Origin of the sequence: Parabacteroides faecalis, assembly GCF_022809355.1 — a bacterium.
GTDB lineage: Bacteria > Bacteroidota > Bacteroidia > Bacteroidales > Tannerellaceae > Parabacteroides > Parabacteroides faecalis.
In genome coordinates this window covers 24749-48665 of sequence record NZ_JAKZMM010000029.1, presented here as the reverse complement: position 1 = coordinate 48665, position 23917 = coordinate 24749, and the positions used below count along the sequence as shown (strand labels likewise).

22 protein-coding genes and 1 tRNA gene are annotated in these 23917 nt (G+C 42.9%); 21 read left to right on the top strand and 2 right to left on the bottom strand.

Annotation, left to right across the window (positions count from 1 at the left end):
- The first annotated feature begins 28 nt into the window (after positions 1-28).
- From yajC to MUN53_RS11690, 4 genes are all read left to right on the top strand, one after another.
- Complete coding sequence (gene yajC, locus MUN53_RS11705; protein WP_022455838.1) at positions 29-340, top strand: preprotein translocase subunit YajC; 312 nt, start codon at positions 29-31, stop codon at positions 338-340.
- 18 nt (positions 341-358) lie between these two features.
- Positions 359-1372 (top strand): CdaR family protein, encoded by a 1014-nt coding sequence (locus tag MUN53_RS11700; RefSeq protein ID WP_022455839.1) that lies wholly within the window; start codon positions 359-361, stop codon positions 1370-1372.
- Positions 1369-1956 (top strand): dephospho-CoA kinase, encoded by a 588-nt coding sequence (gene coaE, locus MUN53_RS11695; protein ID WP_243325559.1) that lies wholly within the window; start codon positions 1369-1371, stop codon positions 1954-1956. Before MUN53_RS11700 ends, coaE begins: the two co-directional genes overlap by 4 nt.
- Before the next feature lie 63 nt (positions 1957-2019).
- The gene (locus MUN53_RS11690) at positions 2020-2481 is read left to right on the top strand and encodes a DUF5606 family protein (protein ID WP_243325558.1); all 462 of its coding nucleotides are present in this window, start codon (positions 2020-2022) and stop codon (positions 2479-2481) included.
- A 198-nt stretch (positions 2482-2679) separates the two neighbouring features.
- On the opposite strand, the gene MUN53_RS11685 is transcribed toward MUN53_RS11690, so the two are convergent.
- Together MUN53_RS11685 and MUN53_RS11680 are read right to left on the bottom strand one after the other, a co-directional pair.
- Entirely contained in the window at positions 2680-3015 is a 336-nt protein-coding gene (locus tag MUN53_RS11685; RefSeq protein ID WP_022455842.1) for a hypothetical protein, read from the bottom strand.
- The gene (locus MUN53_RS11680; protein WP_022455843.1) at positions 3016-3321 is read right to left on the bottom strand and encodes an FtsB family cell division protein; all 306 of its coding nucleotides are present in this window, start codon (positions 3319-3321) and stop codon (positions 3016-3018) included. It abuts the gene before it with no gap.
- 93 nt (positions 3322-3414) lie between these two features.
- On the opposite strand from MUN53_RS11680, the gene MUN53_RS11675 reads away from it, so the two are divergent.
- The 17 genes from MUN53_RS11675 (at position 3415) to mef(En2) (ending at position 23903) form a co-directional block, all read left to right on the top strand.
- A complete protein-coding gene (locus MUN53_RS11675) occupies positions 3415-5526 on the top strand; it encodes a M3 family metallopeptidase (protein WP_243325557.1) in 2112 nt (703 codons plus the stop codon).
- Between the two features lie 134 nt (positions 5527-5660).
- Positions 5661-7409 carry a DNA polymerase III subunit gamma/tau gene (locus MUN53_RS11670; protein ID WP_243325556.1) on the top strand — a complete coding sequence of 583 codons (1749 nt, stop codon included), beginning with the start codon at positions 5661-5663 and terminating at the stop codon, positions 7407-7409.
- A complete protein-coding gene (locus MUN53_RS11665) occupies positions 7406-8164 on the top strand; it encodes a phosphatase PAP2 family protein (RefSeq protein ID WP_243325555.1) in 759 nt (252 codons plus the stop codon). Before MUN53_RS11670 ends, MUN53_RS11665 begins: the two co-directional genes overlap by 4 nt.
- Positions 8165-8285: 121 nt before the next feature.
- Positions 8286-10025 (top strand): glutamine--tRNA ligase/YqeY domain fusion protein, encoded by a 1740-nt coding sequence (locus MUN53_RS11660; RefSeq protein ID WP_243325554.1) that lies wholly within the window; start codon positions 8286-8288, stop codon positions 10023-10025.
- 159 nt (positions 10026-10184) lie between these two features.
- The gene (locus MUN53_RS11655) at positions 10185-11105 is read left to right on the top strand and encodes a DUF368 domain-containing protein (RefSeq protein WP_243325553.1); all 921 of its coding nucleotides are present in this window, start codon (positions 10185-10187) and stop codon (positions 11103-11105) included.
- Between the two features lie 183 nt (positions 11106-11288).
- Positions 11289-12464 (top strand): M24 family metallopeptidase, encoded by a 1176-nt coding sequence (locus MUN53_RS11650; protein WP_243325552.1) that lies wholly within the window; start codon positions 11289-11291, stop codon positions 12462-12464.
- Positions 12465-12481: 17 nt separating this feature from the next.
- Positions 12482-14182: an alkaline phosphatase gene (locus MUN53_RS11645; protein WP_022455575.1), complete on the top strand. Its 1701-nt coding sequence runs from the start codon at positions 12482-12484 to the stop codon at positions 14180-14182.
- Positions 14183-14280: 98 nt separating this feature from the next.
- The gene (locus MUN53_RS11640) at positions 14281-15141 is read left to right on the top strand and encodes an MBL fold metallo-hydrolase (protein WP_243325551.1); all 861 of its coding nucleotides are present in this window, start codon (positions 14281-14283) and stop codon (positions 15139-15141) included.
- A 268-nt stretch (positions 15142-15409) separates the two neighbouring features.
- Positions 15410-16603: a tryptophan synthase subunit beta gene (gene trpB, locus MUN53_RS11635; RefSeq protein WP_022455577.1), complete on the top strand. Its 1194-nt coding sequence runs from the start codon at positions 15410-15412 to the stop codon at positions 16601-16603.
- A 4-nt stretch (positions 16604-16607) separates the two neighbouring features.
- Complete coding sequence (locus MUN53_RS11630) at positions 16608-18011, top strand: anthranilate synthase component I family protein (RefSeq protein ID WP_243325550.1); 1404 nt, start codon at positions 16608-16610, stop codon at positions 18009-18011.
- Positions 18012-18296: 285 nt separating this feature from the next.
- Positions 18297-18863, top strand: coding sequence for an anthranilate synthase component II (locus tag MUN53_RS11625; protein ID WP_243325549.1), 567 nt, complete (start codon positions 18297-18299; stop codon positions 18861-18863).
- Between the two features lie 4 nt (positions 18864-18867).
- Positions 18868-19863 carry an anthranilate phosphoribosyltransferase gene (gene trpD / locus MUN53_RS11620; RefSeq protein ID WP_243325548.1) on the top strand — a complete coding sequence of 332 codons (996 nt, stop codon included), beginning with the start codon at positions 18868-18870 and terminating at the stop codon, positions 19861-19863.
- Positions 19864-19867: 4 nt separating this feature from the next.
- Positions 19868-20695, top strand: coding sequence for an indole-3-glycerol phosphate synthase TrpC (trpC, locus tag MUN53_RS11615; RefSeq protein ID WP_243325547.1), 828 nt, complete (start codon positions 19868-19870; stop codon positions 20693-20695).
- Positions 20685-21302 (top strand): phosphoribosylanthranilate isomerase, encoded by a 618-nt coding sequence (locus tag MUN53_RS11610; RefSeq protein WP_243325546.1) that lies wholly within the window; start codon positions 20685-20687, stop codon positions 21300-21302. The genes trpC and MUN53_RS11610 overlap by 11 nt, the downstream gene beginning before the upstream one ends.
- A complete protein-coding gene (gene trpA, locus MUN53_RS11605) occupies positions 21299-22081 on the top strand; it encodes a tryptophan synthase subunit alpha (protein WP_243325545.1) in 783 nt (260 codons plus the stop codon). The genes MUN53_RS11610 and trpA overlap by 4 nt, the downstream gene beginning before the upstream one ends.
- A 204-nt stretch (positions 22082-22285) precedes the next feature.
- Positions 22286-22370, top strand: a tRNA-Ser gene (locus MUN53_RS11600).
- A gap of 327 nt (positions 22371-22697) precedes the next feature.
- A complete protein-coding gene (gene mef(En2), locus MUN53_RS11595; RefSeq protein WP_005786079.1) occupies positions 22698-23903 on the top strand; it encodes a macrolide efflux MFS transporter Mef(En2) in 1206 nt (401 codons plus the stop codon).
- The last annotated feature ends 14 nt before the right edge of the window (positions 23904-23917 follow it).

The following is a 23917-nucleotide window of genomic DNA, read 5'->3' as shown; positions in this document are numbered from 1 at the left end:
CAATTGATAATGTATAACTAATATAAATATGATGAACTTAAGTATTCTACTTCAAGCGGCAGCCGGACAATCTCAATGGTCTGGTATTATCATGATGGTTGTCATTGTAGCAATCTTTTATTTCTTCATGATACGCCCTCAGCAAAAAAGACAAAAAGAAATCCAGAAAGCTCGTGAAGCATTGAAAACAGGCGATAAGGTAATCACTGCAGGTGGTATTTATGGAAAGATCAAAGAGATTGGTGACGTATATATGGTCATCGAAATCGCTAACGGCGTAAATATCCAGATTGACAAGACATCTGTTTTTGCTTCATCAGAAGATGCAAAACAAAAGTAATTAAAAGATTTTCTATATATGTCATGGCTTACTAATTGTGTCCGGACATATCATACTGTTTTGGCAGACATTAAAGCTTTTTTGCATCGCCAACGATGGAAAGAAGCTTTAATTTTTTCTTGTTTCGTCCTGTTATCTTTTGGATTCTGGCTGTTGCAAAGTCTGCAACAAGAATACGAAACAGTCATGTCTATACCACTCAGATACAATAACGTTCCGGAAGATATTATTTTCACAAACAAAGTTCCGCAGGAAATATCCATTCGGATAAAAGATAAAGGAAGTGCGCTGCTTAACTATATGATTGGTCAGAAATTCAGATCAATCACTATTGATATGACCGGAGCTTCCAAAGAAACCGGAAAGTTTGTTGTTGACAAGAAAAAGATTGAAGCCGAGATCCAAAAGCAAGTATTGGCCACGACGACGCTTTACAGCATCGAGCCACAATCGTTTACCCTTAGATACGGCATGAGAGAAAGCCGGGAGTTTCCGGTTGTTTTCGAAGGAAACATACAAACAGAAAAAGGATTCCTGGTATCTTCCGACATACAAATATCGCCATCGCATGTAACGGTTTACGCCAGCGATTCCATACTCAACTCGATTGAAGAAGTTAAGACGGCTTATACAGAAATCAAAAACGGGAAAAAGAGTATCACGCGTGTAGTGGGGCTGCAACCAATCGAAGGAACGAACTTCGAAACTAATAATGTATCAGTCACCATTCCTATCGAGGAATATACGGAAAAGGCTCTTTCTATCCCTGTGGAAGTTACCGGAGTTCCAGCCAACTACAAAATCAGAACATTTCCACAGATTGTAGAAGTATCCTGTAACATTCCGATCTCCCGGTTTAAAGAGTTAACGGAAGACATGTTTGCCGTAGAAGTTCCTTATGCCCAACTGGAAGAAAATGTTTCCGGTACCATCGAAGTTCAAGTTACCAAGAAACCGGACTGGGTTCGTTATTGCCATACAACGCCCACCAAAATAGAGTTTTTATTAGAACAAAATACCAGTTTCAAATGATAAAGATTGGAATCACCGGAGGAATCGGAAGCGGGAAATCAGTCGTTGCTCAGCTTCTGTCTGTTCATAGAATACCGGTTTACATTGCAGATGATGAGAGTAAGAAACTGACAAACACCTCTCCTGTCATCCGGGAACGTTTGATTCACCTCTTCGGTCCGGATATTTACACTCCCGAAGGTCTGAATAAACCCGCGTTGGCAAAAGCTATCTTCGGGAACAAAGACTTACTTTTGCAGGTAAACCAAATCATCCATCCGGAAGTGAATAAACATTTCCTGACATGGAGTGAACATCAACAGCAGCATGGTTGTGCCATCGAATCGGCCATCTTATTTGAATCAGGCTTTAACCAAATAGTAGATGTTAGTCTTATGGTATATGCTCCGCTCGAGATCCGCATCCAACGGGCTTTACAACGGGACCATTCTACAGAAGAAGCGTTACGGAAACGCATCGAAAGCCAGGTATCTGATGAAGACAAGAAATTATGGGCAGACTACATCATTACGAATGACGGAAAACAACCCTTGTTACCGCAAGTTGAAAAGTTTTTAAGTCAAATTTTCGATAATATCCGGTAGTTATGTTACCTTTGCGTGATATTTAAATTAATTCAAATCCAAACAAAGAAAAAACGAACAATTATGTTGAAGACTATTTTGTCTATTTCTGGACGTCCAGGCCTGTTCAGACTGGTTTCTCACGGGAAAAATATGCTGATCGTTGAATCATTGACAGACAAGAAGAAAGTACCTGCATATGCAAAAGATAAGGTCATCTCACTGGGTGATATTGCCATTTATACAAACGATGGAGAAATACCCTTACATGAAGTATTGACCAACATCAAAAATAAAGAAAACGGAGAAAAGGCTTCTATCCAAACTTCTGCCAAACCGGATGAACTTCGTGCTTACATGGCTGAAGTGTTACCCGAATTTGACCGGGATCGCGTTTATCCTAGTGACATCAAGAAGTTGATCAGCTGGTATAACCTGTTAATTAGCAGTGGCATCAACGACTTCACTTCTATTGAAGTAAAAATGGAACAACAAGAAGCTGAAAACAAAGCTGAAGGAGAAGAAGCTCCTAAAACAGAAGAATAAAGTATAGAATAAGAACCTATAAAAGCCAGGATATTGTTACTAACAATCAATCCTGGCTTCTTTATTTTATCCGATTCCAACCTTCGCATTTATAATGCCATAAGCCGGATAAATCAAACCAACGAAAAACCAAATAGATTCTAACGAGAATCAAAAACAAAAGTAACGAGAATCAAAATGGGTATTCCCCGGTTTTCTTTAAGAATTATTTTTCCCTTTTCCACCTACAAAAGCCACATACGTCTGGAAAATAGCAGATATGGCCAACAAAATAACCCATTCCATTTTGCCTTTAAACATAAAAGCAGATGCGGCAATCATTAGAAGTCCTGATAAGACATTGAAGCGATGCAAACGTTTCTGCCGGAAGTCCAAACCAACCACCGATTCCGTCAGATAACAAACCGTAATACCTGCCGCACCAACAGCAAACAGATAAGGCGCAACGAACCATTGAGTTAAATACAAAACAGCTCCACCCAACAGTAAAATGGCAGAGACAGTAAACAGATACGTACGTATTTGGGAATTCATTTACTTTTCCTTTATGATAAAAACATCTTCATTCGGGCGTTTCATGAAGTATTCTTCACGGGCAAAACGCTCCAATCCTTCCTTGTCGGTATGTAAGTCTTCCAGCTTTTTACGGTTCACTTCGATTTCTTTCTGATAGAACTTGATTTCTTTCTCCAAGCTTCTGATTTTCTCGTCGTACATCCACCGTTTATACAGATTACTGTCACTGTCCAGACACATCAGAATAAATACACCGATTGTCACCAACACATACTTGTTGATCCAAGCTAAATATTTATTGTAAAATTCTTTAAGTTTCGACATCTGTTGTATTTCTTTTCCGCAAAGGTAAAAGATTTGCGAAAAAAATAAAAGGATTTCTTATCTTTACGCGCAAATTAAAAATTATTAATCTGTATGAATAAACTAGTACTAATAGCCGGAGCAGCTTTTGCCTTGACGGCATGTAATGCTCCTAAAGAACAGAAAGTGGAGACAGAAAACCCTTTCTTTACGGAATATACGACTCCGTTTGGAGTTCCTCCGTTCGACCAGATCAAGATTGAACACTATTTGCCTGCTTTCGAAAAGGGAATGCAGGAACAAGCTCAGGAAATTGAAGCCATTGTCAACCAAAAGTCTGTTCCTGACTTTGAAAATACGATTGTTCCTCTGGACCAAAGTGGAAAACTATTGCGAAAAGTGAGTGCCGTTTTCTATGGACAGAACAGCGCCAATACATCCGACGAGATGCAAGAACTGAGCAAACAGCTCTCTCCGATGCTCTCAAAGCATGAAGATGACATTAGCTTGAATCCGAAACTTTTCGAACGGGTAAAACAAGTCTATGAAAATAGAGACAAGATGGGTTTGAATAAGGAACAAACCAAATTACTAGAAGAAACGTATAAGGATTTCGTCAGAGGTGGTGCCAATCTGGATGCAGAAAAGCAAGCCAAACTCCGTGAATTGAATAGCGAAATCGCGATGCTACAGCTGACTTTCGGACAGAATATGCTGAAAGAGACCAACGATTTCCAACTGATTGTCGATAAGAAAGAAGATCTTTCAGGTCTGCCGGAAAGCCTCATCGCCAATGCAGCCGAAACAGCCAAAGCAGCTGGCCAGGAAGGTAAGTGGATCTTTACGTTACACAACCCAAGTGTTATGCCTTTCTTACAATATGCAGACAACCGGGCATTACGCGAGCAGATTTTCAAAGGATATATCAACCGCGGAAACAATAATAATGATGCTGACAACAAAGAAGTAGTCCGCAAACTAGTAGCCAAACGACTGGAAAAAGCGAAGCTGATGGGATACAAAGATTATGCTTCGTTTGTATTGGAAGATCGTATGGCTAAAAATTCAGAAAATGTATACAAGCTGTTGGACGAAGTCTGGACTCCGGCTCTGAACAAAGCGAAAGAAGAATTGGCAGACATCCAGGCAGAAATCAAGAAAGAAGGTCAGTCCTTCGAAGCTGAAGGCTGGGATTGGCGTTATTATTTCGAAAAGGCGAAAAAAGCCAAATTTGATTTAGACGAAAATCAGATACGTCCATACCTGCCTCTCAACCAGGTACGCGAAGGAGCTTTCTATGTAGCCAACAAGTTGTATGGTATTACTTTCACCGAATTGAAAGACATTCCCCTGCCGCACCCCGATGCTTTGGCATTCGAATGTAAAGACAAAGACGGTACACACCTGGGAGTTTTGTATATGGATTTCTTCCCTCGTGCCAGCAAACGAGGAGGTGCATGGTGCGGAACCTACCGGTCACAGACATATGTAGACGGGAAACGTCAAGGTCCGGTCGTAACAATCGTTTGTAACTTTACCCAACCGGCAGCCGGACAACCGGCATTGCTGAGTGCCGACGAAGCCTCTACCCTTTTCCATGAATTTGGACACGGATTGCATAATCTATTTAAAGACGTTCATTATTATGGTGTATCAGGTGTACCCCGCGACTTTGTTGAATTACCTTCTCAGGTGATGGAACATTGGGTATTTGAACCGGAAGTCTTAAAAGTATATGCCAAGCATTATCAGACAGGCGAAGTCATCCCGGCCGACCTGATTGAAAAACTTGACAAGAGTGGTAAATATGGACAAGGTTTTGCTACCACAGAATATCTGGCAGCATCTTTATTGGATATGGATTTCCATGTACTGACCGATGTTCCTGCCGATCTGGACGTAATGAAGTTTGAAGAAGAAACTCTTGGTAAACGTGGATTGTTGAAGCAAATCCCGTCTCGCTACCGCACAACCTATTTCAATCACACCATGGGAGGTGGATATACAGCCGGTTATTATAGTTACATTTGGGCAGAAGTATTGGATGCTGATGCCTATGAAGCCTATAAAGAGACAGGAGATATTTTCAATCAGGAAGTAGCTGGCAAATTCCGTAACTACATTCTTACACCAGGCGGAATTGATGATGCCATGGATATGTACAAGAATTTCCGAGGGAAAGAACCCGGAACTGATCCTCTGTTGAAGAACCGAGGCTTAAAATAAAAACACCTTCCTAATCTATATTATCGGAAGTCTGATCACATGATCAGGAAATAAAAAAGTCTGCCTGAAGTTTTCGGGCAGGCTTTTTTTCTACTATCTTTGTTCTGCAATCATAAAAAGAGGCACGGAAACGTATGGATAACTATATTGTATCGGCAAGAAAATACCGTCCGGGGACATTCAAGGATGTTGTCGGACAAAAGGCGTTGACGACGACCCTGAAAAATGCGATCCAGAACCAGAAATTAGCACATGCCTATCTGTTCTGCGGACCAAGAGGTGTCGGAAAAACTTCGTGTGCCCGTATCTTTGCCAAGACAATCAACTGTATGAATCCGACTGCCGACAGCGAAGCATGTAACGTTTGTGAATCATGTCAGGCATTTAACGAGCAGCGTTCGCTCAATATCCATGAATTGGACGCTGCATCCAATAACTCAGTCGATGACATCCGTTCACTGATCGACCAGGTACGCATTCCGCCGGCACTTGGGAAATACAAAGTATTCATCATCGACGAGGTACACATGCTTAGTCCCGCCGCTTTCAATGCCTTTTTAAAGACACTTGAAGAACCGCCACATCATGCGCTGTTCATTTTGGCAACGACCGAAAGACATAAAGTGTTACCCACCATTCTTTCCCGATGCCAGACGTATAATTTTACACGCATCACGATTGCTGATATGGTGGAACATTTGGAATACGTTGCTTCGCAAGAAGGAATCCAGGCAGAGCCGGAAGCCCTTAATGTCATCGCCCAAAAAGCTGATGGAGGTATGCGAGATGCGCTTTCGATCTTCGACCAAGTGGCTAGTTATACAAACGGGAACATCACTTACCAGGCCGTCATCCAGAATCTGAATGTCCTCGATTATGATTATTATTTCCGGCTGACAGATTTAATTTTAAGCGGAAATATTCGTGCATCTCTTCTCTTACTGAACGAGATTATCAACAAAGGATTTGATGCCCAGAATATCGTTACAGGACTGGCCAGTCATTTCCGAGACCTACTGGTTTGCAAAGATCCGGCAACGCTGGTTTTATTTGAAGTCGGGGCTTCCATCCGTGAACGTTACAAGGAAATGGCACAACGCTGTCAGGAAACTTTCCTTTTCAAAGCGATTGAATTAGCTAACACTTGCGACCAAAGCTATCGGACAAGCCGAAATAAACGTCTGCTTGTCGAGTTGATGCTCATCCAACTCTGCCAGTTGACACTTGCTTCTGCCGACGATAAAAAAAAAGCTCAGTTAGCGCCCATTAATACGCCTGAACCAAGCAAGCAACAAGCTGTACAACCTGTAGTTCAAGTACAAAATGTTCAACCGCAACCTGTAACGGTACAAGAGCCTCCGGCTCATATTCATGTAACAGTACCTGAAGCGACTCCTACAACAACGGTTAAACGTCCGAGTCGTCCGCCTATGGGAACATCGTTGAAGGAAATGGTGCAACCCAAAACACGGCCGCAAAATCCACAGGGAACTTCTGCACAAGTTCCAACAACAGACTTACGGACGAATTTCAATCAAGAACAATTACAACAGGCTTGGAATGAATATGCAAATGCGATTGAGAAGAAAGTCTATCTGAAGAATATCATGAGCAACAGCCAACCCCAATTGCAAGATAACTTCTACTTCGAGGTAGGCGTTCATAATCCAGGAATGCAGGAAGAATTGATCAATAATGCAATAGATATTCTGGCAGCTCTTCGGAAAAAGCTTCAGAATACTCATATCCAAATGCGAGTACGTATCATGGAATCAAATGAGAAGCATCTCGCCTATACCAGTGCGGAGAAATACCAACATATGATGGAAATCAATCCGCTTATCGATAAACTTAGAAAAGATTTTGATTTACGGACAGAATGAAAACGAAATACTTTATCTGCCTGCTATTACTTCTTTGGACATTTATCCAACCTGTTTCGGCTCAGACAGAAACCGATAGTCTGTCTGTTCATCACATACCTATTACATCCTATAAATTCCAACCTAAATCGCTGATCCTACCCGCCTCGTTGATAGCTGTTGGAGCCGTTGGCACAGCCATTGACGGGATGAACGATTTCCACTTGATTCATCGGAAAGACTCTGTCAACCGGATTCATATCGATGATTATATGGAATGGGGTATGCTCGGCTGGGTCTTCATCTGTGACTTGATGGGAAAAGAAAAACACAGTTGGGTGGATCAGCTTTGTCTGGTTGGATTAGGAGAAATCATTAATGCCGGATTAACACGAGGTACCAAGTATTTGGTTAATGAGCGGCGACCGGATGGAGGTAAGTACTCTTTCCCTTCCGGACATACTGCCAATGCTTTCCTAGGTGCTCACATTGCCTACAAAGAGTTCAAAGATTCAAACCCTTGGCTGGCGTATTCCGGTTATGCCCTCGGATTGTTTGTAGCTGGTTCACGTATCTATAACAACCGACATTGGGTAGCCGACGTCATTGCCGGAGCCGGATACGGAATCCTGGCAGCCGAGTTATCTTACCTGATTTATTTTCCTATTCGTAACGCAATTGCTGAGAAAATAAACTTACGAAGAGATAGGAAGCTGCTAGTTTCTCCTGTTTTGAATGAACAAGGCGGCGGATTGTATTTTTCCTATACCTTTTAAGCCAGCCGGAAAATCTGTTTACCGGAATTGAGGCATTCAGACTGATTTCTATATCGAAAAGGATTCAATTCAGATAGAAATCATTACCTTTGTCCCGTCAGAAATGAAATAATGTTTATATATGAGCGAGATCAACATGAACGAAGTCGAGAGTAAAAAGAACTTGAACTTCATTGAAGCAATCGTAGAAAAGGATTTGGCTGAAGGTAAGAACGGCGGACGTGTACAGACCCGTTTCCCTCCGGAACCGAACGGATACCTTCACATCGGTCACGCAAAAGCTATCTGTTTGGACTTTGGCATCGCTGAACGTCACAACGGAGTATGTAACTTGCGTTTCGACGATACCAATCCGGTTAAAGAAGACGTTGAATACATTGATTCCATTAAGGAAGACATCGAATGGTTAGGCTTCCACTGGAATAACATATATTATGCATCCGATTATTTCCAGCAATTATATGATTTTGCCATCGAACTAATCAAAGAAGGTAAGGCTTACGTAGATGAACAAAGCTCGGAACTGATCGCACAACAAAAAGGTACTCCTACACAACCGGGTGTGGAAAGCCCTTACAGAAACCGTCCGATTGAAGAAAGCCTAGATTTGTTCCAGCGTATGAATGCCGGTGAATTTGAAGAAGGAAGTATGACTTTGCGTGCCAAAATTGATATGGCAAACAGTAATATGCACTTCCGCGACCCGATCATTTACCGTATTCTAAAAACACCTCATCACCGGACTGGAACACATTGGAAAGTTTATCCAATGTATGACTTCGCACACGGACAGAGTGATTTCTTTGAAGGTGTGACACATTCATTGTGTACTTTAGAATTCGTTCCTCACCGTCCGTTATATGATTTATTCATTGACTGGTTGAAGAAAGGAGAAGATCTGGATGACAATCGTCCACGTCAGACCGAATTTAACAAGCTGAACCTTAATTATACCTTAATGAGTAAGCGTAACTTGCTTACATTGGTAAAGGAAGGGCTGGTAAACGGTTGGGACGATCCTCGTATGCCGACACTTTGCGGATTCCGCCGTCGTGGTTATTCTCCGGAGTCTATCCGCAAGTTCATCGATAAGATTGGTTATACAACCTACGACGCACTGAATGAATTTTCATTGTTGGAAAGTGCAGTTCGTGAAGATTTGAACATCCGTGCTACCCGTGTTTCAGCCGTATTGGATCCGGTGAAGCTGATCATTACCAATTATCCGGAAGGACAAGTGGAAGAAATGGAAGCCATCAATAATCCGGAAGACGAAACAGCAGGTAGCCATATCATCGAGTTCAGTCGCGAATTATGGATGGAACGCGAAGACTTCATGGAAGACGCTCCGAAGAAGTTTTTCCGCATGACACCGGGACAAGAAGTTCGTTTGAAGAATGCTTATATCGTAAAATGTACGGGATGCAAGAAAGACGAGGCTGGAAACGTAGTAGAAGTCTATTGTGAATACGATCCGAATACTCGCAGCGGTATGCCAGACAGCAACCGGAAGGTGAAAGGAACACTTCATTGGGTAAGTTGCGCACACTGCTTGCCTGCTGAAGTCCGTTTATACGACCGTTTGTGGCAAGTTGAGAATCCGCGTGACGAATTGGCACGTTTGAAAGATGAAGGTTTAAGTGCTTTGGATGCCATGAAGCAAATGATTAATCCGGATTCATTAACAGTGAAGACCAACTGTTATGTAGAGAAGTTCCTGGCCGAACAGAAACCACTCTCCTACTTCCAGTTCCAACGTATCGGATATTTCAATCTTGATCCGGACAGCAAAGACGGTAAATTGGTATTCAACCGGACCGTTTCTCTGAAAGATACATGGAGTAAGATCAAGAATAAATAAACGAATCCGTCCGTAAAACAGGCTGTATTGAAAATCTGCCCTCTACATTTCGTCTGAGAAAGAATTTTCCAATACAGCCTATTTTACTTTCATGGAGAAATCCCTGCACAATCCTTTCTTTACACACAAACAATCAACGAAAACAACAAGCAAATGAACATGAACAGAAAACTGAAAGATTACGCATTTATCGCATTAAAAGGAATGGGAATGGGGGCAGCCGACGTCGTTCCCGGTGTGTCTGGTGGAACGATTGCCTTTATTGTCGGCATCTACGAAGAATTGCTCGATTCGATTAAAAGCATCAACATCCATAGCCTGAAACTTTTCTTCACTGGACGACTAAAAGAATTTTGGAAAGCTATCAACGGAAACTTCCTTTTCTCCTTGCTTTTCGGTATCGGCGTCAGTGTATTGTCGTTGGCACGCGTAATCACTTACCTACTCGTCCATCAGCCCATTCTGATCTGGGCCTTCTTTTTCGGATTGGTATTGGCTTCTACCTGGTTTGTCTCGAAAGATATTAAACAGTGGAATTGGAAGACGATTCTAAGTTTCCTCATCGGCGGTATCATTGCTTATTATGTGACGATCGCCACACCAGCTGAAACACCTTCACATCCTTTATTCATTTTTCTATGCGGTATGATTGCCATCTGTGCCATGATTCTTCCAGGAATCTCAGGTAGCTTCATTTTGGTGTTACTGGGTAAATATTTCTACATCATGGAAGCAGTCAAGCAACTCGATTTCCTCACATTGAGTATTTTCGGTTGTGGAGCGATCATTGGTATCACATCTTTCTCCCGTGTTCTTTCATACGCGCTCAAACATTTCCACGACATAACTATTGCCATGCTGGCAGGCTTCATGCTGGGATCACTGAATAAGGTCTGGCCCTGGAAAGAAGTGGTCGAGACTTATACGACTTCCAGCGGAGAAGTCAAACCGCTGATTGAGCAGAATATTTTACCGAATGCCCATATTATCGAAGCAGTTATATTGATGGTTGTAGGTTTTGCTTTAGTTTATTTCCTGGAAAAACTGTCAATGAAGGGACACGAGCAAGTATCCCAATAAGTCGGTTAAATTATTTATACACTATAAAAGATGAATCAGCCTTTCCGAAAGTTCAGGAGAGGCTGATTTTTTATTATTGAATGCTAATTACTTTTTAACGCTAAAATCTTATTTTTTCAATTTTCTACTTATTTTTCCCATTATAAAATCCGTACCTTTGAGACCAAAATAAACAAAAAGACAATGATTGCACAGAACTTGATCCATGACTATCAAATGAAATGGATGCGCATCCAAAAAGTTATGCAGGAAAAAGGAGCCGATGGCTGCCTCTTAACCAACGGAATTAATCTCTTTTATACAACCGGACATATTTATAGCGGATATTTTTATCTTCCCGCCGAAGGTGAACCGTGGTACTTCGTCAAACGTCCGAATGGATTGGTCGGCGAACACGTCGTTTACTTACGCAAACCGGAGCAACTGCCGGATTTATTCCGAGAGAATGGTCTTTCAATGCCACAACATTTGTTATTGGAAGCCGACGAATTGACTTACTCTGATTATACGCGCTTACAGTCTATATTCCAACCTCAAACGACAGGCAACGCCACAGCTCTGCTGCGGCAAATCAGAAGGGTAAAAACGCCTTGGGAAATTGAACAGACCCGCTTATGCGCCCGTCGGCATGAAGCAGTTTATCAGGAAATACCGTCGTGTTTCCGTCCGGGTATGACGGATTTGGAATTCCAATATGAAATCGAATTACGGATGAGAAAGCACGGTTCGCTGGGTTTGTTCCGCGCTTTTGGTCCTAATATGGATATTTATATGGGCAGTATTCTAGCTGGTCCGAATGCCGAAACTCCTTCTCCTTTCGACTTTGCTTTAGGTGGCGGTGGCATGGATGCTTCTTGTCCGTTAGGGGCGAACGGTACACCGCTTGAAGAAGGTATGGCTATCATGGTAGATATGGCTGGAAACTACACTCCGTATATGACTGATATGACTCGTGTTTATTCGGTAGGCAAATTAAGTGATGAAGCCTATCGTGCCCACGAAGTATCTCGCCGAATTCATCAGGAAACGGAAGCTGCCGCCCGCCCGGGTGTCGCTTGCGCTGATTTATATCAGTTGGCTCTCCATATTGTGGAAGAAGAAGGTTTAGCTTCTTATTTTATGGGAACGAAGCAGCAAGCCAAATTTGTAGGTCATGGTGTAGGACTTCAAATCAATGAGCTTCCGGTATTAACACCCCGTTCCAAAGAAATCCTGGAAGAGAATATGATTTTCGCTCTCGAACCTAAGTTTGTCCTGCCCGGTATTGGTGCAGTCGGAGTTGAAAATACTTATCTAGTAACAGCCCAAGGTTGTGAAAAGCTCACTCATGCACCTGAAGAGATCATAAACTTAATATAAATCCTAATTCAAAAGATATGAAAAAGACATTATCCCTGTTGTTATTGCTTGCCCTGATTATTATTCCGGCAAGAGCAGCAGACGTTCAAGACGTCAAGCCGACCAAAAATGTGATCTTGTTTATTAGTGATGGAACTTCTTTGGCAACGGTTTCAACAGCCCGCTGGCTGCAATGGTATTCTCATCCGGATAAACCGAATCTGAATATCGACCCTTATATTTGTGGTACAGTACGTACGCATTCATCAGATGCACCTATCGGCGACTCAGCCCCAACGACTTCATGCTATGTTTCCGGCCAGCCTAGCCAGACTGGATTTGTATCTACTTATCCTGTTCACCGCGGGAATGATGATATTTATCCGACAGATCCGAATCGGGCTTATCAACCGACCATGACAATCCTTGAAGCCGTTAAGATGTTTAAAGGCGGTTCTACCGGATTAGTATTTACCTGTGAATTTCCTCACGCTACACCGGCCGACTGCTCAGCGCATAGCTATAACCGCGGAAAATATGAATGGATAGCTTCACAGATGGTACACAATAATCTGGATGTTGTGATCGGTGGTGGTGTATCTATTTTGACAAACAACTTGGAAGAACATCTGAAAGAAAACGGATATAGCGTCTATAAAAACGATCTGAAAGGTATGCGTGCTGATACCAACAGTAAAATGTGGGCGTTGTATGCTGACCGCGAAATGGATTACGATCTGGATCGTAACCCGGACGAACAACCTTCTATCGAAGAGATGACGAAGAAAGCCATTGAAAAGCTTTCCAAGAACGACAAAGGTTTCTTCCTGATGGTGGAAGGTAGTAAAGTGGACTGGGCAGCTCATGCTAATGATCCAGTCGGAATGGCTACAGACTTCCTGGCATTCGACCGTGCAGTAGGAGCAGCTCTCGAATTTGCTAAACAGAATGGTGAGACAACTGTAATCATTACTTCTGACCATGGTAACAGCGGAGTCAGCATTGGCCGCGAATCATGTAAAGGTTATGACAAGTTGACCAAAGACCAATTATTCAAGAACCTGTCACAATTCAAACTGACAGCTGAAGGCTTCGCTAAAAAGGTCAATACGATTCCTAACTCTGAAGTACAAAGTCTGTTCCGTGAACAGGCAGGTTTTGAACTGACTAAAGAAGAACTGGATGCTTTGAATAACTGTAAAGATTATAAGTTCAGTCCGATTCCGGAAGCTGAACGCCACGAGAAAAGTCAGGCTTCCATGTACAGCAATTCTTTATCCGGCTTAATGTCACAAATCATTACAAGCCGTACCTGCATGGGATTCACGACACACGGACACACTGGCGAAGAAGTATTCCTGGCCAGCTATCATCCACAAGGAACTCGTCCGATGGGTATGCATACCAATATCGAGCTGAATCATTATATGTGTAGTCTGTATGGCTTTGAACCTACATTCCTGAGCGACATGAGTAATAAATACTTTGCCCGCCATACCGATGTATTCAGCGACTATACTTGTGAAATCATCCCGGCCAAAGAAGGCGAATTGGCTCCTACATTAGTTGTAAAGAATAAGAAAGACAAGAAAAAACAACTGACGATCCATGCTTATACGAATATTGTCAAAGCAGGTAAGAAAGCAGATCAGGATATTATCCTGAATTCGGTCGTTGTTTATGTGGACAAGAACAATACGTTCTATCTGCCGGAATCTCTGGTAGACTTCCTGAAATAACAGTAAGCTGTTACCCAACAGCCTAATCTTATAAACCCTTCTGTGGAAACATAGGCCACAGAAGGGTTATTCTACAAATACTATAAAATAAACTACCTATGAAAAGACGTGAATGGATTGGCAGTCTGACAGCTTTGGCCTTCTCCGGACTTTCTGCTTATGCCAACAAAAAAGCTGAATCCCTTCCTAAAATACTACTACAGGAAGAAGAAAAACAAACTGAATCATGGACACAAGGTAATATCCGTTTCACCTGGCTTCAAGACAATAACGGCGAGAAACGAATGCCTAATTCTTTATTCTCAGGAGCAGATGCGGAAACGATCCAACGTTTGTCGCCCGAAGGTGGAGCTTTGGCTACCATCAGTTGCTTCCTGGTGCAATCCAATGGCAAGAATATCCTGTTTGATACAGGCAATGGTAAAGCAGACAGCCGTCTGTTACCCAATTTGGCTTCTTTACAAATCCAACCTGAAGATATCGATTATCTGTTTCTGACACACTTCCATGGTGATCATATCGGCGGTATGTTATCTCAAGACAAAGTAGTTTTTACTCAGGCGGAAGTCTATGTTCCCCAACAGGAATACGATGCCTGGATACAAATGCCCGCAGATAAAAACCAACAGGTGGTCAAGACAATGAAAGCGTATGAAAAGAAATTGCATAAAATCAACGGAGGCGACAAACTGCCTGAAGGAATTATTGCCCTGAATGCTTTCGGACATACACCCGGACATACCATCTATCAGGTTAAAAACACACTGATTGCGGGAGATTTGTTACATGGCGCAGCCATACAAATACCGCATCCGGAAGTCTGTGCCTCGTTTGACATGGATAAAAAGCTGGCTATTCAGTGCCGAAAACAATACCTGCAATATGTAAAAGACAAGCATTTAACCTTGGCCGGTATGCATTTACCAGTTCCAGGTTTTATGGATTGGAAGAAAATATGATATTTTTTCCTGCAAAATATTTGCATATTATCAAATAATACCTACATTTGCCGTCAGAATAGAAGGAAGAAAACAAATGAGAACATTTACAGTAAATACAAATTGGTGGTGGCGCCTCGTACAACTCAAGTAGTCGTAAGAGACGAAGACCTCTATATGTATTTCAGTAAATAAATAAGATAAAAGATATGAGCGGTCTGTCGCACTTGCGACAGACCGCTTTTTTTATGTCCAATCGGCAAAAATAAAATCAAAATATACAAGCAATATGGAAACGTATCAAGTGAATCAAAATGGGTATTACGGTGAATTTGGTGGAGCTTATGTTCCTGAAATCCTTCACCGCTGTGTGGAAGAACTCCGAATCAATTATCGGAAAGTGATAGATGATCCCAGTTTTCAGCAAGAGTTTCATCAACTGTTGAAAGATTACGTAGGTCGTCCTTCTCCGCTTTATCTGGCTAAACGGCTCAGCGAATTATACGGATGTAAAATCTATCTGAAGCGCGAAGATCTGAATCATACGGGAGCTCATAAGATCAATAACGCGATCGGACAAATTCTGTTGGCTAAGCGGATGGGAAAAAGCCGTATTATTGCTGAAACCGGAGCCGGACAACACGGAGTTGCTACAGCAACCGTCTGTGCTCTGATGAATCTGGAATGTGTTGTCTATATGGGGAAAACTGACGTTGAACGCCAGCATGCCAATGTACAGAAGATGGAAATGCTCGGAGCACGGGTCGTACCGGTCACTTCCGGTAATATGACCTTGAAAGATGCTACCAACGAAGCTATCCGCGACTGGTGCTGTCATCCGGCTGATACGTATTATGTAATCGGATCAACAGTCGGCCCGCATCCTTATCCGGATATGGTTGCCCGCTTACAATCGGTTATCAGTCAGGAGATCAAGAAGCAACTACTCGAACAAGAAGGCCGGGATTATCCGGATTACCTGATGGCTTGCGTTGGAGGCGGAAGTAATGCAGCCGGAACTATTTATCATTATCTGGACGACTTGCGCGTTAAGATTGTTCTTGCCGAAGCCGGTGGATTAGGCATCACTTCCGGAAAGAGCGCCGCCACGATTCACTTGGGAAAGAAAGGAGTTATTCATGGTTCACAAACACTGGTTATGCAGAATGAGGACGGACAGATAGAAGAACCTTACTCTATTTCGGCAGGACTTGATTATCCGGGTATCGGACCAATGCATGCTAATTTGGCAAAAACCCGTAGAGCGCAGGTATTTGCTATCAATGATGACGAGGCATTGGATGCCGCCTTCCTTCTGACTCGACTAGAAGGTATCATTCCGGCGCTTGAAAGTGCACATGCTTTGGGAGCTTTACCTAAGATGAAGTTCAAACCGAACGACGTAGTTGTCTTGACAGTCTCTGGACGCGGCGACAAGGATATGGAGACCTATATCAAATATAAGAACCAATATTCACTTTAAAACAATGACTTATCAGTTTCATACCATCAGCAAACAAGTGCTGGGAGATTTGCAGACTCCCGTCAGCATTTACCTGAAAGTACGGGATATTTACCCGGAATCAGCCTTGTTGGAAAGCTCGGATTTCCACGGAAACACCAACAGTTTGTCGTTTATTGCCTTATGCCCACTGGGAAGTATCGGGATTAACCGGGGAACAGCCACCCTGAAATATCCCGACGGACAGGAAGAAACCCAACCGTTACAGCCGGACTTCCAGGTACAAGATGCCATGAACCAGTTTCTCTCCTGCTTTGAGATTCAGGGAAATGAGGCTCGGTATGTCGGACTCTTCGGTTATACGTCTTTTGATGCCGTTAAATATATGGAACCGATTCCCGTTGCAGAATCACATCATGAAGAGAACGACGCACCGGATATTCTGTATATCCTTTACAAATACCTCATTGTCTTTGATCATTTCAAGAATGAACTGACGCTGATCGAGCTGCTTTCCGAAGGAGAGACACCGCATCTGAAAGACATTGAAACCTTGATCAACAACCGGAACTTCGCTTCTTATAACTTCCATACCGTAGGAGAAGAACACTCTCCTATCAGCGATGAAACGTATAAAGCCATGGTTCGACAAGGTGTCCAGCATTGTCTGCGGGGCGATGTCTTTCAGATTGTCCTCAGCCGTCGCTTCGAACAGGCTTTCAAAGGCGACGATTTCAAAGTCTATCGGGCATTACGAAGCATCAACCCTTCTCCTTATCTGTTCTATTTTGATTTCGGTGGTTTCCGGATCTTTGGTTCTTCGCCTGAAACACATTGCAAGATCAGTAACGGACGCGCCAGTATTGATCCTATTGCCGGGACAGCTTTCCGTAGTGGTGACGTGGAAACCGATCGTAAACGAACAAATGCCTTACTGGATGATCCGAAGGAAAACGCCGAACATGTCATGTTGGTCGATCTGGCACGCAACGATCTTTCGCGCAATTGCCAGCATGTACAGGTCGATTTCTATAGGGAAGTACAATATTACAGTCACGTAATTCACCTGGTTTCACGGGTTAGCGGAGAGATAAAGCCGGATAGTAATCCGATTAAGACGTATATGGATACATTCCCGGCCGGTACTTTAAGCGGCGCTCCTAAAGTAAGAGCCATGCAATTGATTACCGAAATCGAATCTCATAACCGAGGCGCATACGGCGGATGTATCGGATTTATCGGATTCAATGGAGACTTAAATCAGGCAATTACTATCCGTTCGTTTGTCAGCCGCGGCAATGTCCTGTACTATCAGGCCGGAGCCGGTATCGTAGCCAAAAGCCATGACGAACGAGAATTACAGGAAGTCAATAACAAGCTGGGAGCTCTTAAAAAAGCCATCATCCTGGCTGAATCATTAGAAAATTGACTTTGCGGACAAATCTTCTTTCCGACTCAGATCCAACCGCCAGATATTCTCACTTAGTTCCTTGTCCCAATATATGCAGGCAGTAAGAAATTCTTGTCAATCCTGTATGGAATTCTTTAGTTCACGGCGTGAACTAAGTAATCCACGGCGTGAACTAAGTAATCCACGACGTGAACTAAGTAATCCGCGGCGTGAACTAAAGAATAGCATGCATGGTCTGGAAGTATTTGCCGGAAGGAAATCAAAAGAAACTGGAAGTATTCATCTTTTATCAAACGAACAAGTATGAAAGTATTATTATTCGACAACTATGATTCATTTACATACAACTTGCTGCACATACTGAATGAACTGGGTGCAACCGTTGAAGTCAGACGAAATGATCAGATCAGGCTGGAAGAAGTCCGGCAATACGACAAAATACTCTTATCGCCCGGTCCGGGCATACCCGAAGAAGCCGGTATCCTGTTGCCGCTGATCAAGGAATACGCGCCGACGAAAAGTATTCTGGGTATATGTTTAGGCGAACAGGCCATCGGGCAGGCATTCGGAGCTCGGCTGATTAACCTCAAAGAGGTTTATCACGGGATCGCTTCGCCTATACAAGTAACCGTTCCCGACCCGATCTTTGCCGGCATGGGCGAAACCTTTACCGCCGGACGTTATCATTCATGGGTAGTCGATTCGGAAGATTTTCCATCCTGCCTCGAAGTAATCGCCCAAGATGCAGAAGGCAAACAAATCATGGGACTGAGACATAAGACCTACGATGTAAAGGGAATTCAGTTTCATCCCGAATCGGTACTGACACCACAAGGAAATCAAATTATTCGTAACTGGTTAAAAGCATAAAGAAATGAAAGATATATTATACAGACTTTTCGAACATCAATACCTCGGGAAAGAAGAATCCCGACAAGTCCTGCAACAAATCGCGCAGGGCAAGTACAACGACGCACAGATTGCCAGTCTGATTACGGTCTTTCTGATGCGGAATATCTCGGTAGATGAACTCTGTGGATTCAGGGAAGCTTTGCTGGAAATGCGTAAACCGGTAGATCTGCATGCATACAAGCCCATCGATATTGTAGGCACCGGTGGCGACGGCAAGAACACTTTCAACATTAGTACGGCAGCTTGTTTCGTCGTTGCCGGAGCCGGTTACAACGTAGTCAAGCATGGAAACTACGGAGCTACTTCGGTAAGTGGAGCCAGCAACGTCATGGAACAGCACGGCGTCCGGTTTACTTCCGATATAAACCGGCTGAAACAGTCGCTGGATATATGCCACATTGCTTATCTGCATGCCCCTTTGTTCAATCCGGCTTTGAAAGCTGTCGCACCCGTCCGCAAGAACCTCGGTGTCCGCAGTTTCTTCAATATGCTGGGTCCGCTCGTCAATCCGGTCATTCCAGCCTATCAGCTGCTGGGCGTTTATAACTTACCGCTCCTCCGATTGTATAATTATACTTACCAGGAAAGCGGTACACGCTTCGCCATTGTTCACAGTCTCGACGGATATGATGAAATATCATTGACCGGCGAATTCAAACTGGCTACACCGGATAAGGAAAAACTTTATACGCCGGAGATGTTAGGTTTCAAGAGATGCCAGGAAGCAGACTTGGACGGAGGTGAAACAACCGAAGCCGCTGCCCGTATCTTTGATGCGATCCTGGAAGGAAAAGCAACCGAAGCACAAACCAACTGCGTCATAGCCAATGCCGCTTTTGCCATTCAGGTCATCCATCCGGAGAAAAAGATAGAAGAATGTTTGTATGAAGCCCGCGAATCTTTGGAAAGTAAGCAAGCATTAGCTACCTTTCGGAAGTTTTTAAGCTTAAATCAGTAAATGTATGAAACACGATATTCTAGAAGACATCATAGCACATAAGCAGATCGAACTACAACACCAGAAGAAAGCGGTACCTTTACAGACCTTACTCGGACTGGCCAGCGAAGCCATGGACCGGAATACCGTCTCCATGCGGGAATCATTGGAAAATTCAACCTGTGGTATCATCGCGGAATTTAAGAGAAAGAGTCCGTCAAAAGGATGGTTGCACCCCAAGGCAAAGGTTTCAGATATCATTCCAGCCTATCAAGCCAATGGAGCAGCAGCCTGCTCCATCCTGACAGACGAGCTGTTCTTCGGAGGTTCGCTGGGTGATCTGAAAAAAGCCCGCAGACAAACATCTTTACCTTTGCTCCGTAAAGATTTTGTTCTAGAGAGTTACCAGCTTTTCCAGGCAAAAGCGATGGGAGCCGATGCTGTCCTGCTGATCGCTGCTGTCTTGAATCCGGAGGATTGCGAGATACTTGCCAGCACAGCCCATACCTTAGGCATGGAAGTTCTTCTGGAAATTCACCGGGCAGAAGAACTGGAATGTCTGAATCCTTACGTTGATATGCTGGGTATCAATAACCGGAACTTAGGATCGTTCGACACACAAGTCAATCATTCCCTCGATTTGCTTCCGGCCGTACAAGCCTACTTAGAAAAAGAAAAGGAATGCACGCCGTTGTTGATTACCGAAAGCGGTATTCACAATCCAAACGATGTAATCCGTCTGCGCCAGGAAGGGTTTAGAGGCTTCCTGATAGGCGAAACCTTCATGAAAACAGCAAATCCGGGTGAAACTTTACGAAGCTTCATCCAAACCTGTACGAATCATGCTGATTAAAGTCTGTGGCATGCGCGACGCCAACAATATGCTTGACGTCGCAGCCTGCGGAATCCAGTGGATGGGTTTTATCTTTTATCCACAGTCTCCGCGGTATTTTCAGGAAACTGTCATTGAAGTACCAGACAATATCTGTAAAGTTGGAGTCTTTGTCAATGCAGATCCGGCAGAAATGTTATCTATATATAATAGGTATAAACTGGATTACCTACAGCTACACGGGAACGAATCGCCGGAATTATGCCGAAAGCTTCGGGAGAAAGGATACAAAATCATCAAGGCTATCTCCGTTTCTTCCGAAGAAGACATCCGGAAAACCGAAGCATATGAATCGGCAGTCGACTACTTTCTGTTTGATACCCGCTGCACAGGTTATGGAGGTTCCGGACAAGCCTTCGACTGGTCCGTACTGAAGCATTACAAAGGTCAGACTCCTTTCCTGCTCAGTGGAGGAATCCGCCTCGAGCTGCTTCCGCAACTGCTTCGTTTCAGTCATCCGCAACTCATCGGATTCGACCTGAACAGTGGTTTTGAGTCAGCACCCGGTCTTAAGGATGCGAAACGTATTCAATCATTTATCAACCAATTAAAGCAAACAAACGTATGAATCGAATCAATCAATTACTTCAAAATAGAACCAAACCGGTACTTTCCATTTATTATCCGGCCGGTTATCCCAACTTAAATGATACAACAACTGTTCTGCATACCTTACAGCAGAAAGGTATTGATATGGTAGAAATCGGAATTCCTTTTTCGGATCCGATGGCCGACGGTCCAGTCATTCAAGAAGCTTCTACCCAGGCATTACGAAACGGCATCAGTCTGCGATTACTTTTCCAGCAAATAAAAGACATCCGGAACGAAGGAATTACCATGCCAGTTATTCTGATGGGTTATCTGAATCCAATCATGCAATTCGGCTTTGAATCTTTCTGTCAGACTTGCTCAGAGATCGGAATAGACGGTGTGATCATTCCCGATCTTCCTTTTGCCGATTATCTGGAAAACTACAAACCAATCGCCGACCAATACGGCCTGAATATGATTATGCTAATTACACCCGAAACATCCGATGAACGTATCCGTCAAATCGACGAACATACCGACGGATTCATCTACATGGTTTCCAGTGCCGCTACGACAGGTATGCAAAAAGACTTTGAGTCTCAAAAGCGACATTACTTCAAACGAATCAAGGAACTGAAACTCAAACATCCGTATTTGATCGGTTTCGGTATCAGCAACAAAGCTACCTACGAAGCTGCCAGCCAAAATTCATCCGGAGGCATTATCGGAAGTAAATTTGTCCAACTCTTAAAAACAGAACCCAGCATTGAAGCTGCAGTCGACAAACTACTCCAAATTATCCACGCCGACTGTTAAAGGCACAAATATTTTCAATAGAAAAGCGAATCCGGTAAAAGTACTCTATCACAGGAGCTTTTACCGGATTTTCCATTTATAAAGAAAGAAAAATTCATCCCCAATGATAAATTTTTCTTCAGAAAGTTTGCACAATCAAAAATAATCCTTACCTTTGCACCGCAATTGAGAGCAAAACGATTGCAAAACATATTGAAAACGACTGGAGAGATGGCAGAGTGGTCGATTGCGGCGGTCTTGAAAACCGTTGAACTGAGAGGTTCCGGGGGTTCGAATCCCTCTCTCTCCGCAACAAACGCTGAAAATCAGCAGATTGCAAAACAAACACCCAGTTTTGCACCCAAGAATGTAAAGTCGGGTGTTTTTGTTTTATTTAAGATAATACAACCACTACATAATAAAAGAGTAGCGATATTAAAAGAATCCGATGAGAAAAGACTAATATTTATCTATCCATTCACTTTGATTTTTCAGGACTTTACATCGTCCTGAAAGTATTTGTTATTGTATTCCAACGTCAGGAGTGGATTATAATACAAGTTTTTTGTGTGGATAGAATTTCGTTTTGCTTAATGTACGAAAGTACTTATCTATAAACGCATGAAATATTAGCACAATGAATCATTGGAAATCAACTTTGGCCGTGATAGGAATAGGCCAACTCATATCTATTTTAACAAGTACGATTGTTGGCTTCTCCATTATTTTTTGGATTAGCAACGAATTTAAATCCCCGACAGCTTTATCTCTGGCTATTTTAGCTGGATTTTTACCACAATTTGTATTAGGCTTGTTTGCCGGGGTCTATGTTGACAGATGGAATCGAAAGAAAACGATGTTTTATTCGGACTTGTTCATCGCGTTCTGTACCCTATGTCTTTTTATTGTGATAACCAAGGGTTATAAAGACCTTTCTTTTTTTTATCTATTGACTGCTTGTCGTTCAATAGGCAGTACGTTTCATGCACCTGCTTTACAGGCAAGCATCCCTCTACTGGTTCCCAAGCACCATCTTGTCAGGGTATCAGGTTTGTACCATTCCATTCAATCCTTCAGTGAGGTGATAGCTCCCGTTGTAGGGGCAAGCCTCGTTGTTTGGCTTCCCATACAGTATATTCTGCTCATAGATGTGATCGGAGCTGTTGCTGCTTGTCTGACCTTACTTTGTGTCCAGATTCCTTCTCTTCAAAAAACGAAAGTTCTTCCAGATTTCAAAAAAGAACTGACGGAATGTTGGCATACCTTGCGGCGTACAATGGGCATTTTGCCTTTATTCGTATGCTTTACGCTGGTGACTTTTGTCCTTATGCCTGTTTTTACGTTATTTCCTTTTATGACGCTTCTGCATTTCAACGGAAACATTTTGCAAATGGGAGTTGTGGAAATGGGTTGGGGCTCAGGGGCATTGTTGGGCGGTTTAGTACTTGCCTGTAAGGCTTTGAAAAGCAAGCAAACATTAGTGATGCATACGGCTTATGTGATATTGGGATTGTATCTGATTAGCGCCAGTTATTTACCATCAAGCGCATTTATAGGTTTTGTTTGCCTAACATTTACAGGAGGCATAGCCTATTCCATTTACCATGCGCTTTTCATCGCTATTATTCAGCAGAACTTGGCTTCGGACATGCTTGGACGGACTTTTTCTCTCATCTTTAGTTTGAGTACCTTTCCATCAATGCTGGGTATCGTAGCTTCAGGATATTGGGTGGAAGCATGGGGTATCACATCCGTCTTTATGATCAGCGGATGGGTTATCTTTCTGATTGGAGTGGGTGCAAATTTTATTTCTTCAATCAAGCAGTTGGATAATTACGCATAGTATTATTTATTAAA

Bases quoted from the DNA above. Each gene is read 5' to 3' on its own strand.
- yajC (WP_022455838.1), top strand. From the start codon at position 29: ATGATGAACTTAAGTATTCTACTTCAAGCGGCAGCCGGACAATCTCAA.
- MUN53_RS11700 (WP_022455839.1), top strand. From the start codon at position 359: ATGTCATGGCTTACTAATTGTGTCCGGACATATCATACTGTTTTGGCA.
- coaE (WP_243325559.1), top strand. From the start codon at position 1,369: ATGATAAAGATTGGAATCACCGGAGGAATCGGAAGCGGGAAATCAGTC.
- MUN53_RS11690 (WP_243325558.1), top strand. From the start codon at position 2,020: ATGTTGAAGACTATTTTGTCTATTTCTGGACGTCCAGGCCTGTTCAGA.
- MUN53_RS11685 (WP_022455842.1), bottom strand. From the start codon at position 3,015: ATGAATTCCCAAATACGTACGTATCTGTTTACTGTCTCTGCCATTTTA.
- MUN53_RS11680 (WP_022455843.1), bottom strand. From the start codon at position 3,321: ATGTCGAAACTTAAAGAATTTTACAATAAATATTTAGCTTGGATCAAC.
- MUN53_RS11675 (WP_243325557.1), top strand. From the start codon at position 3,415: ATGAATAAACTAGTACTAATAGCCGGAGCAGCTTTTGCCTTGACGGCA.
- MUN53_RS11670 (WP_243325556.1), top strand. From the start codon at position 5,661: ATGGATAACTATATTGTATCGGCAAGAAAATACCGTCCGGGGACATTC.
- MUN53_RS11665 (WP_243325555.1), top strand. From the start codon at position 7,406: ATGAAAACGAAATACTTTATCTGCCTGCTATTACTTCTTTGGACATTT.
- MUN53_RS11660 (WP_243325554.1), top strand. From the start codon at position 8,286: ATGAGCGAGATCAACATGAACGAAGTCGAGAGTAAAAAGAACTTGAAC.
- MUN53_RS11655 (WP_243325553.1), top strand. From the start codon at position 10,185: ATGAACAGAAAACTGAAAGATTACGCATTTATCGCATTAAAAGGAATG.
- MUN53_RS11650 (WP_243325552.1), top strand. From the start codon at position 11,289: ATGATTGCACAGAACTTGATCCATGACTATCAAATGAAATGGATGCGC.
- MUN53_RS11645 (WP_022455575.1), top strand. From the start codon at position 12,482: ATGAAAAAGACATTATCCCTGTTGTTATTGCTTGCCCTGATTATTATT.
- MUN53_RS11640 (WP_243325551.1), top strand. From the start codon at position 14,281: ATGAAAAGACGTGAATGGATTGGCAGTCTGACAGCTTTGGCCTTCTCC.
- trpB (WP_022455577.1), top strand. From the start codon at position 15,410: ATGGAAACGTATCAAGTGAATCAAAATGGGTATTACGGTGAATTTGGT.
- MUN53_RS11630 (WP_243325550.1), top strand. From the start codon at position 16,608: ATGACTTATCAGTTTCATACCATCAGCAAACAAGTGCTGGGAGATTTG.
- MUN53_RS11625 (WP_243325549.1), top strand. From the start codon at position 18,297: ATGAAAGTATTATTATTCGACAACTATGATTCATTTACATACAACTTG.
- trpD (WP_243325548.1), top strand. From the start codon at position 18,868: ATGAAAGATATATTATACAGACTTTTCGAACATCAATACCTCGGGAAA.
- trpC (WP_243325547.1), top strand. From the start codon at position 19,868: ATGAAACACGATATTCTAGAAGACATCATAGCACATAAGCAGATCGAA.
- MUN53_RS11610 (WP_243325546.1), top strand. From the start codon at position 20,685: ATGCTGATTAAAGTCTGTGGCATGCGCGACGCCAACAATATGCTTGAC.
- trpA (WP_243325545.1), top strand. From the start codon at position 21,299: ATGAATCGAATCAATCAATTACTTCAAAATAGAACCAAACCGGTACTT.